At 34.3% G+C, this 15,170-nt stretch carries 16 protein-coding genes; 1 reads left to right on the forward strand and 15 read right to left on the reverse strand.

The features are described 5' to 3' along the window. Positions 1–147: 147 nt before the first annotated feature. The 14 genes from DK442_RS00400 to DK442_RS00465 all read right to left on the reverse strand — a co-directional run bounded on the left by DK442_RS00400 (position 148) and on the right by DK442_RS00465 (position 12,688). A complete protein-coding gene (locus tag DK442_RS00400) occupies positions 148–900 on the reverse strand; it encodes an enoyl-CoA hydratase/isomerase family protein (protein ID WP_109433866.1) in 753 nt (250 codons plus the stop codon). 145 nt (positions 901–1,045) lie between these two features. After that, on the reverse strand, positions 1,046–3,544 hold the full coding sequence (gene paaZ / locus DK442_RS00405) for a phenylacetic acid degradation bifunctional protein PaaZ (RefSeq protein ID WP_109433867.1): 2,499 nt from the start codon (positions 3,542–3,544) through the stop codon (positions 1,046–1,048). Positions 3,545–3,609: 65 nt separating this feature from the next. After that, positions 3,610–3,831 carry a hypothetical protein gene (locus DK442_RS00410; RefSeq protein ID WP_143915720.1) on the reverse strand — a complete coding sequence of 74 codons (222 nt, stop codon included), beginning with the start codon at positions 3,829–3,831 and terminating at the stop codon, positions 3,610–3,612. 93 nt (positions 3,832–3,924) lie between these two features. After that, the gene (gene pcaF / locus DK442_RS00415) at positions 3,925–5,136 is read right to left on the reverse strand and encodes a 3-oxoadipyl-CoA thiolase (protein ID WP_109433869.1); all 1,212 of its coding nucleotides are present in this window, start codon (positions 5,134–5,136) and stop codon (positions 3,925–3,927) included. A 96-nt stretch (positions 5,137–5,232) separates the two neighbouring features. Next, positions 5,233–5,643, reverse strand: a complete 411-nt coding sequence (locus DK442_RS00420) for a PaaI family thioesterase (RefSeq protein WP_200825068.1) — start codon at positions 5,641–5,643, stop codon at positions 5,233–5,235. A 10-nt stretch (positions 5,644–5,653) separates the two neighbouring features. Then, on the reverse strand, positions 5,654–6,838 hold the full coding sequence (locus tag DK442_RS00425; protein WP_109433870.1) for a 3-hydroxyacyl-CoA dehydrogenase NAD-binding domain-containing protein: 1,185 nt from the start codon (positions 6,836–6,838) through the stop codon (positions 5,654–5,656). Positions 6,839–6,928: 90 nt separating this feature from the next. Continuing rightward, a complete protein-coding gene (locus DK442_RS00430) occupies positions 6,929–7,708 on the reverse strand; it encodes an enoyl-CoA hydratase-related protein (protein ID WP_109433871.1) in 780 nt (259 codons plus the stop codon). Between the two features lie 4 nt (positions 7,709–7,712). Then, entirely contained in the window at positions 7,713–8,078 is a 366-nt protein-coding gene (locus DK442_RS00435) for a VOC family protein (protein WP_109433872.1), read from the reverse strand. A gap of 62 nt (positions 8,079–8,140) precedes the next feature. Beyond that, a complete protein-coding gene (gene paaD, locus DK442_RS00440) occupies positions 8,141–8,644 on the reverse strand; it encodes a 1,2-phenylacetyl-CoA epoxidase subunit PaaD (RefSeq protein WP_109433873.1) in 504 nt (167 codons plus the stop codon). A 58-nt stretch (positions 8,645–8,702) separates the two neighbouring features. After that, complete coding sequence (gene paaC / locus DK442_RS00445; RefSeq protein WP_109433874.1) at positions 8,703–9,458, reverse strand: 1,2-phenylacetyl-CoA epoxidase subunit PaaC; 756 nt, start codon at positions 9,456–9,458, stop codon at positions 8,703–8,705. A gap of 69 nt (positions 9,459–9,527) precedes the next feature. Further along, positions 9,528–9,812 (reverse strand): 1,2-phenylacetyl-CoA epoxidase subunit PaaB, encoded by a 285-nt coding sequence (gene paaB / locus DK442_RS00450; protein ID WP_109433875.1) that lies wholly within the window; start codon positions 9,810–9,812, stop codon positions 9,528–9,530. Between the two features lie 54 nt (positions 9,813–9,866). After that, positions 9,867–10,847, reverse strand: coding sequence for a 1,2-phenylacetyl-CoA epoxidase subunit PaaA (gene paaA / locus DK442_RS00455; protein WP_109433876.1), 981 nt, complete (start codon positions 10,845–10,847; stop codon positions 9,867–9,869). Positions 10,848–10,947: 100 nt separating this feature from the next. Further along, the gene (gene paaE / locus DK442_RS00460) at positions 10,948–12,021 is read right to left on the reverse strand and encodes a 1,2-phenylacetyl-CoA epoxidase subunit PaaE (RefSeq protein WP_109433877.1); all 1,074 of its coding nucleotides are present in this window, start codon (positions 12,019–12,021) and stop codon (positions 10,948–10,950) included. A 97-nt stretch (positions 12,022–12,118) separates the two neighbouring features. Next, entirely contained in the window at positions 12,119–12,688 is a 570-nt protein-coding gene (locus DK442_RS00465) for a TetR/AcrR family transcriptional regulator (protein WP_109433878.1), read from the reverse strand. A 193-nt stretch (positions 12,689–12,881) separates the two neighbouring features. Here DK442_RS00465 and DK442_RS00470 point away from each other — a divergent pair, with 193 nt between their 5' ends. Then, positions 12,882–13,322, forward strand: a complete 441-nt coding sequence (locus DK442_RS00470) for an META domain-containing protein (RefSeq protein WP_109433879.1) — start codon at positions 12,882–12,884, stop codon at positions 13,320–13,322. Between the two features lie 23 nt (positions 13,323–13,345). On the opposite strand, the gene DK442_RS00475 is transcribed toward DK442_RS00470, so the two are convergent. Then, positions 13,346–15,010 carry a T9SS type A sorting domain-containing protein gene (locus DK442_RS00475; protein WP_109433880.1) on the reverse strand — a complete coding sequence of 555 codons (1,665 nt, stop codon included), beginning with the start codon at positions 15,008–15,010 and terminating at the stop codon, positions 13,346–13,348. Positions 15,011–15,170: the final 160 nt, after the last annotated feature.

Below are 15,170 nucleotides of genomic sequence, written 5' to 3' on the forward strand. Positions count from 1 at the left end.
ATAACTTTTGCATTTAGTATTTTACATTTTTCGGTTTTATATTTTAAAATCACTTACATTAAGAATAATACTTGCTGAAAATTTCACTAGCCTTTCTTGTAAATCATATTTTTGATTCATCCCATTTTATAATTTACACTTTCAACCCTATTTAAACCTTTTTAAAGTTTTTTTGGTAAAATCGCTTAGTACTAATCGTCCACTAATTACAGCTCTATCAGCCAATAGTGTATCCCAATCTTCTGTTCCTGTCCAGAATGCTTTTTTCATATCTGCCATTGCTTCTGGATTATATGTACATAAATGTTCTGCAAAAACTTTTACTTCTGCATCTAAAGTTTCTATATCTTCAAAAATCTTGGTGAACAATCCTTTATCTTTGGCCCATTCTGCATCATAAAATGAATTTGCATCAATTGCAATCTGTGTCATTGCAGATAACCCTATTTTACGTTCTACAGCTGGTCCTACAACAAATGGTCCTATCCCAACATTAAGTTCGCTTAGCTTTATTGATGCATATTTTGTCGCCATACAGTAATCGGTTGCTGAAGCAAGTCCTACTCCCCCACCTACAGTTTTACCCTGTACCCGTCCAATAATGAATTTTGGGCATTTTCGCATAGCGTTAATCACATTAGCAAAACCAGAGAAAAATACTTTTCCAGTTTCGGCATCATTAATATTGATCAATTCTTTAAAACTCGCTCCGGCACAAAAGGTTCTATCTCTGCCACTTTTTAATACTATTACTTTGATCTCATCATTAGTTCCAGCTTCTGTAATAGTTTGTGCTAGTTTTGCCAGAATATCTCCGGGTAACGAATTATGAGCAGGATGAAAAAATTCTATAATCCCAACTTGATTTTCTATATTTATATTTACGTATGGTTGTGTCAATTTAAATATCAAATTTTAAATGTAAAAGTGTAAAGTCTTAAGTAATGATATGTTACTTTTTTATTTAACATTTTACATTTTTCGGTTTTACATTCTTTATATATCACATTTCCTTCGACAGGCTCAGGATGACATTTATTTTTATTTAATCAAAAAGTCCAAATTGTTCAAAGTGATGATTCAAATGTTTTACGTTTAATAAGTCCCATTCAAATTTATTCATCTCTCCAAATACTGCATTTTTGGTTATAGCATTTGGATTTCCTTTAAAATACACTTCAAACTCATTAAGAGCCTCTATCAGCTTTAACTTTGCAGCGGTCAAATCTGGATGCATTAACTCTTCCAATTCACCTTCTTTCATCAAAGGATGTTGATGTCCTTTTGGCATTGGTTTATGATTATATACCATCTCCTGTACTTTCTCGAGATATTTCTCTGGCGTAGCAATCTCAAAATCCTGAATTTCGCCAGATCCAATTCTAATCGTCTTCTCGATATGTTCAACCATGTGCTGTGGTGATAATATGCCCCACTTAGGTTTAGTATCTTCTGCTAATTTTGCTAAATATCCCTCGATATTTGATCTGTCAACTTGTATAAATGGAGATTTCTTTTGTACCATCGTTAGAATAGTAGCTATTGCAGCTAATTCATCTTCCTGATCAAATACTTCTACAAACCATTTTACAATTCCGCTAGGGAGTTCTTTGCCTCTATGATCCCGATCTACCTTTTGTTTACATGTTAATCTTACGTAAACAGTATCATTATGATAAATAGGTCTTAGAAACCTGCATTCTTCTAGTCCATAGTTCGCAGCTACCGGGCCTTTATTAGGATACACAAATAAACCAGCTGCAGCGGCAAGGATAAAATATCCATGAGCAGTTCGTTTTTCAAAGATACTTCCTTCTAAGGATGTAATATCGGTATGTGCATAGAAGTGGTCCCATGTAAGGTTTCCAAAATTAATAATATCAGTATCGGTTACTGTACGTTTATGAGTTTTGATAGACATTCCTGGCTCTATATCTTCCCAATGATATGAAAATGGATGTTTTTCACACACTTTATATTTAGAATTTGCCTGGTAAATGCCTGTTACTTCTGTTAGCGTTGTTGGTGTACCTTGTATAGCACATCGTTGCATAAAATGCTTGATACCACGCATTCCTCCCATTTCTTCTCCTCCTCCAGCTCTTCCCGGACCTCCATGAGTTAGTAACGGCAATGGAGATCCATGACCTGTGCTCTGCTTTGCATTTTCTCTGTTTCCTACCAAAATACGTCCATGATGCGAAGCCGCTCCTACGATATAATCTCTTGCGATCTTATCATCATATGTAAAAATAGAAGATACTAATGATCCTTTACCCATTTGAGATAACGTAATCGCATCCTCCAAAGTATCATAAGGCATGATTGTAGATACTGGTCCAAAAGCTTCAATTTCATGAACATTGGTATTTTTAAATGGCTCATCTTCTCTTAGTAAAATCGGAGAGACAAAAGCTCCCTTTTGAGCATCTGCTCCAATGGTTTCTATTTTATCCAAATCACCATATACCAGCTGTGCTGTTTTAGCAATTTCTGTAACATTATTTCTAAAACTTTCTACCTGCTTTTTACTAGCTAAGGCTCCCATTCGTACTTCTTTCAACCTTGGATCTCCTATAGTAACTTTATCTAACTGTTGACCTAAAGCTATTTGTACATCTTCAACCAAAGTAGCTGGTACAATAATCCTACGAATAGCAGTACATTTCTGACCAGATTTTACTGTCATTTCTTTTCTGACTTCTTTAATAAACAGGTCAAATTCTGGTGTTCCCGGCACTGCATCTTTTCCTAGCACAGAAGCATTTAAAGAATCTGCTTCCATTGTAAAAGGAACGGATTCTTCTATTAACCTTGGATGTGCTTTGAGTATTCTTCCTGTATGTGCAGAACCTGTAAACGTCACTACATCTTGAGAAGATACCGTATCCAATATTGACTTTGTCATTCCGCTAAGCAATTGCAAAGCGCCTTCTGGTAATATTCCTGAATCTATAATTACCCGTACTACTGCTTCGGTCAAATATGCGGTTTGTGGTGCTGGTAAAACTACCGCAGGTACTCCAGCCATCCAGTTTGTAGCACACTTTTCTAACATTCCCCATATAGGGAAATTAAATGCATTAATATGCACTGCTACTCCTCTTTTAGGCACTAAAATATGATGTGCCATAAACCTTCCTCCTCGGGAGAGATCTATTGGATCCCCTTCTACATGATAAGACTGATTTGGAAAAAGTTTTCTTAGAGATGCATTGGCAAACAGGTTTCCAAAGCCTCCCTCGATATCTATCCAGCTATCAATTCGGGTAGCTCCAGAACGGTAACTTAATTCATAAAATTCTTCTTTTCGCTTGGTAAGAAATAATGCTAAGGTTTTAAGCATATTTCCACGCTCTTGAAATGTCATTTTTCTAAGAATTTCTCCTCCTTTAGTTCTACCATATTGTAATACTTCCGGAATATCTAATCCATCAGTCGTAGAATGACCAATAACTTCGCCTGTAACAGCATCGTGCATTACCATTCCGTCTCCGGAACCGGCAACCCATTTCCCATTTATGTAGCTTTCTAGTTTTTTCATAAGTCAACCCTTTAACCCCAAAAGGGGAATTCTTAGGTGGGTGTTTTTTTTATTATACTTTGATATTATAATTTCATTCTTACATCCCTCATACCAATTCTTGCGTCTTCTAATTCTACTCCTGCATTCCTAAGACCTATAAGTGCATTTCTAAGGTCTATTCTTGCATTTCTTAAGTTCATTTTTGTACTATTTGAGTCTATTCTAACATTTCTAAAATTCGTTCTTGCATTCCTCAAATCAATTCTTGCATTACTTAAGTTAATCTTAGCCTTCCTTAAGTTCATTCTTGCGTTTCTCAGATTCATCTTATTCTTTTTTAAAATGGATTCAGCCTACGCTGGAATTATAATCTAATTCCCTTTATGGTTATACTTAATTTACAAACTTGTATTTTCTATTACACAAGCATATCCTTGACCTACTCCAACACACATTGTGATTAAAGCATATCGTTTATTTTGTTCTTTTAATTCTAAAGCGGCCGAATATGCTATTCTGGCGCCCGTTACTCCTAATGGATGTCCTATTGCTATTGATCCGCCATTAGGGTTTATTCTTGGGTCATTATCTGCTAATCCCCATTCTCTTATACACGCTAACGCCTGAGAAGCAAAAGCTTCATTAAGTTCGATAACATCTACATCATCCATTGTAATCCCTGCTTTTTCTAATGCCTTATTAGATGCTTGAACGGGGCCTATTCCCATAATTCTTGGTTCTACTCCAACCACAGCAGAACTTACGATTCTTGCAATGGGGTTTAGGTCATATTTCTTTACAGCATCTTCAGATGCAATTATAGTTGCTGCTGCACCATCATTAAGTCCTGAGGAGTTCCCTGCAGTTACGCTTCCATCTTTTTTGAAGGCTGCACGAAGCTTACCTAATACTTCTTTAGTGGTGTTTGCTTTTATAAACTCATCATTGGAAAAAAGAATTGGTTCTTTTTTACGTTGAGGGATTTCTACTGTCACTATCTCTTTAGCTAACCTTCCTGATTTTTGTGCTGCGGCAGCTTTCATCTGACTCCAATATGCAAATGCATCCTGATCTTCACGAGAAATATTATATTTCTCTACTAGGTTTTCTGCAGTATTTCCCATACCATCTGTTCCATAAAGTTCATGCATTTTATGGTTTACAAAACGCCATCCAAAGCTAGAATCATACATTTTGGAATCATTACCAAAAGCAGATGATGGCTTAGCTATTACATAAGGTCCACGTGTCATATTTTCTACTCCTCCAGAAATAAAAAGATCTCCGTCTCCAGTTTTAATTGCACGATTTGCATGAACTATTGCAGATAACCCAGAACTACATAAACGATTTATCGTTTCTCCTGGAACGTTAAAAGGAAGACCTGCTAATAATGCAGACATTCTTGCAACATTACGATTATCTTCACCTGCCTGATTAGCGCATCCCATAATTACATCATCATAAGCTTCTTTTGGAATATTTGGATTCTTTTCTATTAATTTTTCAATTACCAAGGCTCCTAAATCATCTGTTCTCACAGCCGACAATGTTCCTTTATAACTCCCTATCGGAGTTCGCACTCCATCTATGATATATGCTTCTTTCAAAATTTTAAATTTTAAATGTAAAATTGAAAAATCAAAAGTTTCATCTTCAATTTTTACAATTTCACCTTTTTAGTTTTATATTTTTCAGTTTTACATTTATTCTTCCCAGTCTTTACTGGTTCTATATACTACTCCTTTAAACAACGCTACAATATCATTTCCTCTCTTTACTTCAACAATATTGAAACCAACCTTGGTTTTAGCAATATCTGTTACTGCTTCTGCGGTTAAATAATCTCCTTCTTCTAAGGCTTCAATATGATTGATAGAAGTCTCTATAGAGACTGCATATTTTCCATGAGTATTAGCCGAAAAGCCAAAAGCAGTATCAGCTAATGAATAGCTAATTCCACCATGTGCTTTTCCCATGCTATTAAGCATTTCTTTTCGTATCGTCATTCCTACTTTACACCTCCCTTTTACAACTTCGAGCACCTCGATTCCTAACCATTTACTGAAAGCGTCCTGAGACAGCATCTTATGAGGAATAGTTTCTGATTTTATCATTCTTATTATACTAGTTATCTGAAACTAATTTCTTGCTGAAAAAAGTTTTTTTCTCCCTATTCATTCTTCTTAACAATGGGCTACATCGATATCTATCCTCATGATACTCATCGTATAAACTGTCTAATGTATTAACACACCAGTCAATTCCTTTTTCATCTGCCCAGGTTAATAATCCTTTTGGATAATTCACCCCTTTGGTCATTGCATTATCAATATCTTCTGCAGAAGCAATATTCCAGAAAAGTGCATCTGCAGCTTCATTTATCAACATTACTAATACTCTATCAAAAATATATTTTGCTAGTGCTGCATCTTCTTTTGGAAATGGTTTTACGGCATTAGTACCATAATCATAATACCCTTTGCCTGATTTTCTTCCTAAATATCCTGCTTCAGATAATCTTTTTTGGGTAAAAGAGGGTTTATATCTAGCATCATAATAAAAGGCCTTAAAAACGGTTTCTGTCACTGTATAATTAATATCATTACCAATAAAATCCATCAATTCGAAAGGTCCCATTCTAAACCCTCCCAAAGTTTTTAGACTCCAATCTATAGTCGCTACATCAGCTAACCCTTCTTCATAAATTCGTAAAGATTCTCCATAAAAAGGTCTTGCAACTCTATTTACAATAAATCCAGGGGTGTCTTTTGCTATTGCAACTACTTTCTTCCAATCCTTAATTATGCTCACAACCTTATCCATAACTTTAGTAGAAGTCTGTACCGCTGGTATTACTTCAACTAATTTCATTAAAGGTGCCGGGTTAAAAAAATGAATCCCTATACATCGTTCTGGTCTTTGCAATGAAGAAGCTATGGAAGCAATGGATAAAGAAGAGGTGTTTGAAGCAATAATTGTATCTTCTGAAACATAACTTTCTAATTCTGAAAACACTTTCTTTTTAATATCAAGATCTTCAATAATAGCCTCAATGGTTAGATCTGCATCTTTAAGCTCTTTTAAAGTATTTACATATGAAATATTGGATTGTATACGAATTTTTTCAGTTTCATCTATTCTTCCTTTTTCTATTAAACGAGAAAGAACTTTCTCCAGAGCTGCTTTACTTTTATCTAAAGCTTCTTGTTTTGCATCAAATACTTTTACCTTACAATCAGCCGTGGCAGCTACTTGGGCAATACCACTTCCCATTGTTCCTGATCCTATTACTCCTACTTTATAAATCATAAATTTTAAATGTAAAATATAAAAGTCTAAAGTTTCCTTCTATTTCTAATCACTTTTACCTTTATCATTTTTCTGTTTTATATTTTTAATTTACTTGCCTTTAAATATTGGTTTTCTTTTTTCTATAAATGAATTTACACCCTCTGTATAATCTTCACTTTCTGCAGCTTCTATCTGTAAATCTGATTCCATTGCCAATTGTTCTTTAAGCGTATTGACCATAGATTGATTTAATAACCTTTTGGTTAGTCCCAGAGCCTTTGTTGGCATTTTTGCCAGTTTTGAAACTAGTTTGGTCACTTCTTCTTCAAAAGTTTCAATAGAAAACGCTTTATACAGCATCCCTAATTCTTCAGCTTGGTTTGCAGATACTTTATCTCCTAACATCATTAATGCTGATGCTTTTTGAAAGCCAATTAATCTAGGCAGGAAGAAAGTTCCTGCACTATCAGGAATTAATCCAATTTTACTAAAGGCCTGAATAAAACTAGCAGTTTCAGAAGCGACAACAATATCACAAGCCAAAGCTATATTTGCTCCTGCTCCAGCAGCCACGCCATTTACTGCAGCAACAATTGGTTTTTCTATTGTTCTTATCTTTTCTACAATTGGATTATAATGTTCTTCAAGTATTTTTCTAAAACCCGGATTTAATTCGGGTGAGGTAACTTCATTGAGATCCTGGCCTGCACAAAATGCTTTTCCATTACCGGTAAGAACTATTGCTCTTACTTCTTCATTTGTATTGCATTCGTCTAATGTTTTTTGCAACAATAAAGCCATTTCTCTATTAAAACTATTAAATGTTTCTGGACGGTTTAACGTTACCCGTGCTACTCCATTTTCAATTTGCAATTGGATTGAAGACATATTTTTAATTCTCTATTTTAAATTCTGGGTTATAAATAATTCCTATAATATTATTCCAAGGACACTTTACAGAGGCCACCATTATTTCTCCTCCAACATTTGTTGGTTTTTCATGTTCGGCAGCTCCCAATTGGAGTAATTTTTGATATGTTGAATGTATATCCTCAACACCCCAATATGATAATACTCCTCCAGTTTTTTTGTCTTCTAGAGTTTGTTCTGGTAATAATCCTAGTTCATATCCTGCGATATTAAATCCAACATAAAAAGGTTCATCAAAATATGGTGTTTTATTAAAAGCCTCAGAATACCATTTCTTAGCCTTATCCAAATCATCAACTTTATATATTGTTGTCCTTAATCCTAACATTATTCTAATTTTACTTTTGAGACTCTACTGTTCTACTTTCAATCATCGGGGTAATGGAGTTGTCATTTTAAACATTTGAAATAATCAAAAGGTTCGAGGCAATCCTCACACTGAAAAAGTGCTTTACAGGCAGTCGAGCCAAATTGACTTACTAATTTTGTATGTATTGAACCACATTGAGTACATTTTACAATCTTCTTATTGCCCAATAATGCTTCTTTATCAGCTTCTTCAGAAAGAGGTGCTGCAATTCCGTATACTTCTAATGCTTTTCTACCTCTTGGCGTAATCCAATCTGTAGTCCATGCTGGTGATAACACCAAGGAAACCTCTGCTTTGATATTTACTTTTGTAAAAGCATCAATAATATCATCTCCAATAACATCCATTGCCGGACAACCACTATATGTTGGAGTGATTTTAATCTTAGCAATATTCTCTTGCATTTGCGCATAACGAACAACTCCCATATCCATAATGGACAATACCGGAATTTCTGGATCATGAACTCCTTCCAGAATTGGAATTAACTTTGGATCAATATGTTGTTCTAATTGTACAGTCATTATTTTATCGAATACTAATCTTAAAACAAGTTAAGGATGACAATACTATCCAAGTTGATTACCATTTCATATTTGGATATGCACGTTGCATATATTGCAAATCAGAAAGTAAATACCCCATATGTTCGCTATGTACTCCTTGCTTACCTCCTTTTTGAAACCATTTTGTTTCAGGTATTGTAAGTGTTGCTTCGTCAAACACTTCTTTTACCATTTGTACATATCTTTCTTTAAGAACAATAGTATTTACCCCAATATTATCTTGCAAAGCCATATCATCATCATCTGTCATATGGAATAACTCATCTGTAAATCTCCAAAGGTCATCAATTGCCTCTTGAACTTTTTGATGACTTTCTTCTGTACCATCTCCCAATCTTTTTATCCAATCTGATGAAAATCGTTGATGATAACTAACTTCTTTAATTCCTTTTTTGGCTATAGCTGAAAGGGTTTCATCACTACTATTCTGTAATTCCTGTAAAAGAAGTAAATGAAAAACATCATAAAAGAACTGTCTTGTAATCACATAGCCAAAATGCCTATTAGGTTGCTCAACCAAGAGTACATTTTTATATTGTCTTTCACTTCTTAAAAAAGCAATATCATCTTCGGTTTTATCATCTCCTGACAGTTGTGCTACATATTGATAATAACTTCGTGTCTGCCCTAATAGATCTAATGCCATATTGGTCATTGCTATATCAGTTTCCAGATTTGGTCCATGACCACATAATTCTGATAATCGCTGACCAAGGATTAAAGCATTATCGGCGATCCCATAGATGTATTGTATTTTATTTTCGTTTTTCATTTTTAAGTTTGCTTTAGTTAAGCATGTATTACCCTTCGACTTCGATCAGGGTGACTTCATTCTTGCTTCTTACATATGCTTTACTTCATCTGGTAATGTATAAAAGGTAGGATGTCTGTATACTTTATCCTGAGCAGGATCAAAAAGTTCTTCACTATTTTCGGGGTTTGAGGCTGTAATATGTTTGGATTCTACAACCCATATACTTACTCCTTCATTCCTACGTGTATATACATCTCTAGCATTTTCTAAAGCCATTTCTGCATCTGCAGCATGTAGGCTTCCAAAATGGCGATGTTCTAAGCCATTCTTACTTCTTACAAACACCTCCCAAAGTGGCCAATTGTTTTTCATCTGTTTATATTTTTTTAGCTAAATTCACTTATCCAACTGTTTAAGCAAAAACTATTATATCACTTTTTTAAGTTTCTTAGTGTCTTGTTTTTCTGCATAGGCCATTGCTGCATCACGCACCCATTCTCCTTCTTCCCAAGCATTTACTCTAGCCGATAAACGTTCTTTGTTACATGGACCATGACCTTTTACTACCTGCCAAAACTCATCCCAATCAATTTCTCCAAAGTCATAATGGCCAGTTTCTTCATTCCATTTCAATTCTGGATCTGGAATTGCAAGTCCTATTAAATCTGCTTGTGGAACAGTTTGGTCTATAAATTGCTGACGTAGCTCGTCATTAGTTTTACGTTTTAATTTCCATTTCATAGATTGCTCTGTGTGCACAGATTCTGCATCTGTAGGCCCTAACATCATTAATGAAGGCCACCACCATCGATTTAAAGCATCTTGCGCTAATTCTTTTTGTTCTGGTGTTCCTTTTGCTAATGTCATCATTATCTCATATCCCTGACGTTGATGAAAACTTTCTTCTTTACATACACGTACCATAGCTCTTGCATATGGTCCATAAGAAGTGCTACATAAAGGTACCTGATTAATAATAGCCGCACCATCTACTAACCAGCCAATAGCACCAATATCTGCCCATGTGATTGTTGGATAATTAAAGATACTGGAGTATTTTGCTTTACCTGTATGCAATTGTTCATATAACTCATCTCTTGATATCCCAAGTGTTTCACAAGCACTATAAAGATAGAGACCATGACCAGCTTCATCCTGTACTTTGGCTAGTAACGCTACTTTTCTGCGCATAGAAGGTGCTCGGGAAATCCAATTTCCTTCTGGTAACATTCCTACAATTTCTGAATGGGCATGTTGAGAGATTTGCCTAATATGTGTTTTTCGGTACTTTTCTGGCATCCAATCTCTTGGTTCAATCTTTTCATCCCTAGCAATTCTTTGATCAAAGATTTCCTCTAGGCTTCGACTCTGCTCAGCCCCAGTGTTTTTTACTTCTTTTTCGCTCATAACAATTCTATTTTTATTATGAAAAATGGACTCCTGCTTTAACAGAATTACAATTCCAAATTATACTCTTCATCTTTGTTTTTATTTACAAACAAGGATTCTAAACATCAAAATCAACAACTACTTTTTCTGTAGTAGGTACTGCCTGACAAGATAAAACCAAGCCTTTGGCGACTTCGTCTTCTTCTAATGCATAATTTACTTTCATTTGTACCTCTCCTTCAATAACTTTACATTTACATGTACTACATACACCTCCTTTACAAGCAAAAGGAAGATCTGCTCCAGAAGCCAAAGCTCCATCCAAAATATTATCGTGATCATCATCCATAGCAAAGTGAAATTCCTTTCCTCCATCTATGATTGTAACTTCGGTTCCATCAAACTTATGATCCAGCACTTCTGCTACTTTTTTCTTATCCTCATCAGTAGCTCCAGAAAAGAACAACTCATAATGAATTTTTTCTTTACTTAGTCCTGCGTCCACCAATTCATCTCTAATCAAGAATATCATTTCCTCAGGTCCACAAACAAAACATTCATCAACACTAGAAATATCAATTATCTTATCTGCAAGTTCTTGTATTTTTTCTGCTGTAAACCGTCCATTGAGTAACGGAATATCTCGTTGCTCTTTGGTCAAAAAGTAAAATATCTCTAGCCGACCAAAATATGTATTTCTAAGTGCTTCAATCTCTTCTTTAAAGATAATTGATTTAACGTTTTGATTCAAATAAAACAGCTTGAAAGTACTATTTGGTTCTGATATCAAATGCGTCTTTATAATCGACAATATTGGAGTAATACCACTTCCTGCTGCAAAAACAATATAATTTTTAGGTCTAGAAGGGTTAACCTCTACATAAAAATTTCCAACAGGAGGCATAATCTCTATGACATCTCCTACTTTTAAAACATTATTTGCAAAATTTGAAAACAGACCTCCATTAATCCTTTTAACAGCCACTTGCCACTTATTTTCAACTGGACTAGAACATAAAGAATAGGAACGTCTAACCTCGTCTCCATTTATGGTTGTCTTGAGCGTAAGATGTTGTCCTTGTTTATAAACGAATTTATCTTTGAGCGCTTCTGGTACATCAAAAGTTATCGAAGTACAGTCCTTAGTTTCTTTATTCAATTCAGAAACTTTTATGGGATAAAAATCAGTCATACTCTAATTTAACTATATCGTTATAGTTAAACAAAACTAACGATTGTTAGTTTGAATCACAAATAATTATATGTTAATTTTAAATCCTAAAAAAAAACTATACAACTCCTTTAAGGAGTACTGATATCATATCACGTTTTAATATATCAGAATCGATATTTTTTTGATTTGGATACCACAAATACAATGTTCTTAAAGTAGACAGTGTAGAAAACACCATAATCTCGATATTATACGGTTTAATCTCTCCTTTTTCAACTCCCTTTTTGACTATATTCCTAAAATTCTCTTCATAATCATGTCGCATTTTCTCGAAATATATAAGATTTTCTTCTTCGAGATGCATCCAATCACTATTAAGAGAACCTAGTCCATCTGCATTACGCAAAGTAACATCTACGTGCAAACTGATAATATTTTCTAACTTTTGAATTGAGCCTACATCAGAGTTTATGATTTGATTCATTCCTGTCGTAAATTCTTCTGCAAGATCTATGATAATAGTAGATAAAATCTCTTGTTTTGATTGTATATGGTTATACAAACTTGCTGCTTTAATACCCATAGCTTTTGCCAGATCTCTCATGGTAACAGCGCTATATCCTTTCTCTGTAAAGAGGATTGATGCAGCATTAATAATTTCTTGCTTTCTACTTTCGGGTTTCATTTGTTTTTATTTATTTTATCTATAGATGAAAATCACATTCATTTCATTAGAAGATATTTACATTTTTCCCTGTCAAAAATAAATTTTAATCTCATATAACATATCTTTTTACGATTAAAAACCAAGATTATCATTAATTTACTGCTTTAAATGGCATAATTTTGGTCATAGAAATCATAAAAACCTGATTCTCATGAAATATCTAGTAATTATTTTATTCTCTCTACTATTTTCTAACACTAACACTTGTAATGAAAAAAAGAAAATAGCTAATCATCAAGAAGAAGAAGAGAGCCAAACTGATCAGGAAATCACTTTTTTGATTGCCACGCTTAACGGAAATAATATTTCCAACAAAAAATTATATATTACGTTTGATGAAAAACGTAATTCTGCTACTGGAAATTCTGGATGCAATACTTTTTCATCCAAATACACCATAGATAAAGAAAATATCTCCTTTGGCTATCCTATTGCCACAAAGATGTATTGCGAAGAAAATGCTAAATTAGAACAAGAATTTTTCAAAACATTAATTCAATCTAAGGTTAGAATCATTACTGAAGATTCTTTATTCTTAAAAGATGAAACGAAAAAGATATTATTCTCTGGGATAAAAAAGCCTAAAAAATAATATGATGAATTAACACCTGGAGTTTATAATCGCTGACTTACAATTACTTTTCTTGTAAATGAAGTCCCATTCGTTGCGTTTTTAACATAAACAAAATACAATCCAGATGACCTATCATTCATATCAATATCTTCTTTTTCTAAAGATAATTGACCTGAACCGATACGCTGTCCAGAAATATTATAAATGATATACTCTAAAACGTCTTCTGGACCATTAGCAATTGTAATTACAGCTTTTTCTGTATCAAAAAAGACAACTACCTCTTCTCCCTCTTCCGGAGGTGTAACAACTGGTGGAGTAACTGTACCCTCTCCTTCTACCGAGAGCATATCCAGGGTTTCTCTACCTGTATTTGTTGGATCCAACCAATTAGAAAGTCTATTTGAATCAGAGTTTCCAAAATCCCAAGAGATATTGAATCTACCATAAAAATCTGAAAGACCATTATCATCTGTACCTGCACAAGCAGCTCCACCACCGGCAAGCTGTCCTACAATTCTTCCTTCTGGATTAAAAAGAGCTGACCCAGAAGACCCTCCTTCTGTAACACCTATATCCCAATCCTCTACTCTCCAAGAATCCACCGGATCCGGGATACCTCCAATATCTGTCTTAATATCAGTAAGTACTTTATCTTCTCTACACACCTTCATAATATCCCCAGAAGGGTGATGAATACCTACTGCAAAACTTGAAGCTATATTTCTTCTATCCCAACCAGCCCATTCTAAATCCCAGGATGGATCCAAACCACCGTCCAAGCTTAATAATTTAAAATCTGACTCTGGATTAGACGCTCTTCGAGTAGCCCCACTAGTTGTTTGTTCTACAGTAGCATCAGGACTATTTAAAGTAGTCCCACAAGAAGGATCCGGGCTAATCCAATTAAAACGAAACGCCCATGTAGCCTCATCTCCTGCATTACAATGATTCGCTGTTAAAAAATATGGAGCTTTATCATTACTAGTATTGTTGATTAAGGTTCCTGTACACACAAACCCTTGCATAACGATAAATGCTACAGAATGTTTTAATCTTTCTTTTATCGGATCAAAATCACTACCGACTGTACAATCAACGTCCTGATTACAATCTCCCGATGTATTTAACTTTTGTGTAATTTTAGCATCGCCAATAGTACGATATCCATGTATAATTTTGGAAATACTCAATTCACCTTGTCCCACAACTGAAGAAGGCTCATAATACTCTAACCAAACATTACTTCCCATTACAGGCCAAGTACCTAATTTTTGGTCAGGCCTGTTAAAAATATTAGTATAAGCTCCTAACAGATCTGTTCTATCATTATTATAAATATATAAAGTCGCACCTCTTGGTATTTTATAAGTATCAAAAATACAGCTTATTGATTTTGCTTCTTTAGATATAATATTAAGTCTCCAAATTCTATCTCCGTTTTCTAATTTATCCCAAACTCCAGAATTCTTAAGATTCAGATCTACTTTGAGCTCATATCCAAATCTCCAGGGAAGTGACTTATTTTTATCATTCTTAGCATCTTCAGCCTTAAGCTTGTTCAAGTCAAAGCTTTTCATTAATGTAGGAACAATACTTTTTTTGGTCTGCATACTCCAGCTAAAAGGTGTACCCTCGTTACTAACTTGAGCATTTATTGTTCCTAACGTAAAAATCAATCCTAATACTATCAGCTTAAATCTCACAACTATATATTTTTATGTAATGAAAACAAATTTAACTATAATAAGAAGAACACAAAGTTATCTTAGCTATTTTAAATTCTAAAACTTAACAATTAAAACAGATAAATGCCTTTATTCTCTTTATTCTATATGATTTTCTCAAAAATCATATAGAAGGTTA

The organism is Aquimarina sp. AU119 (assembly GCF_900312735.1).
Taxonomy (GTDB): domain Bacteria; phylum Bacteroidota; class Bacteroidia; order Flavobacteriales; family Flavobacteriaceae; genus Aquimarina; species Aquimarina algiphila.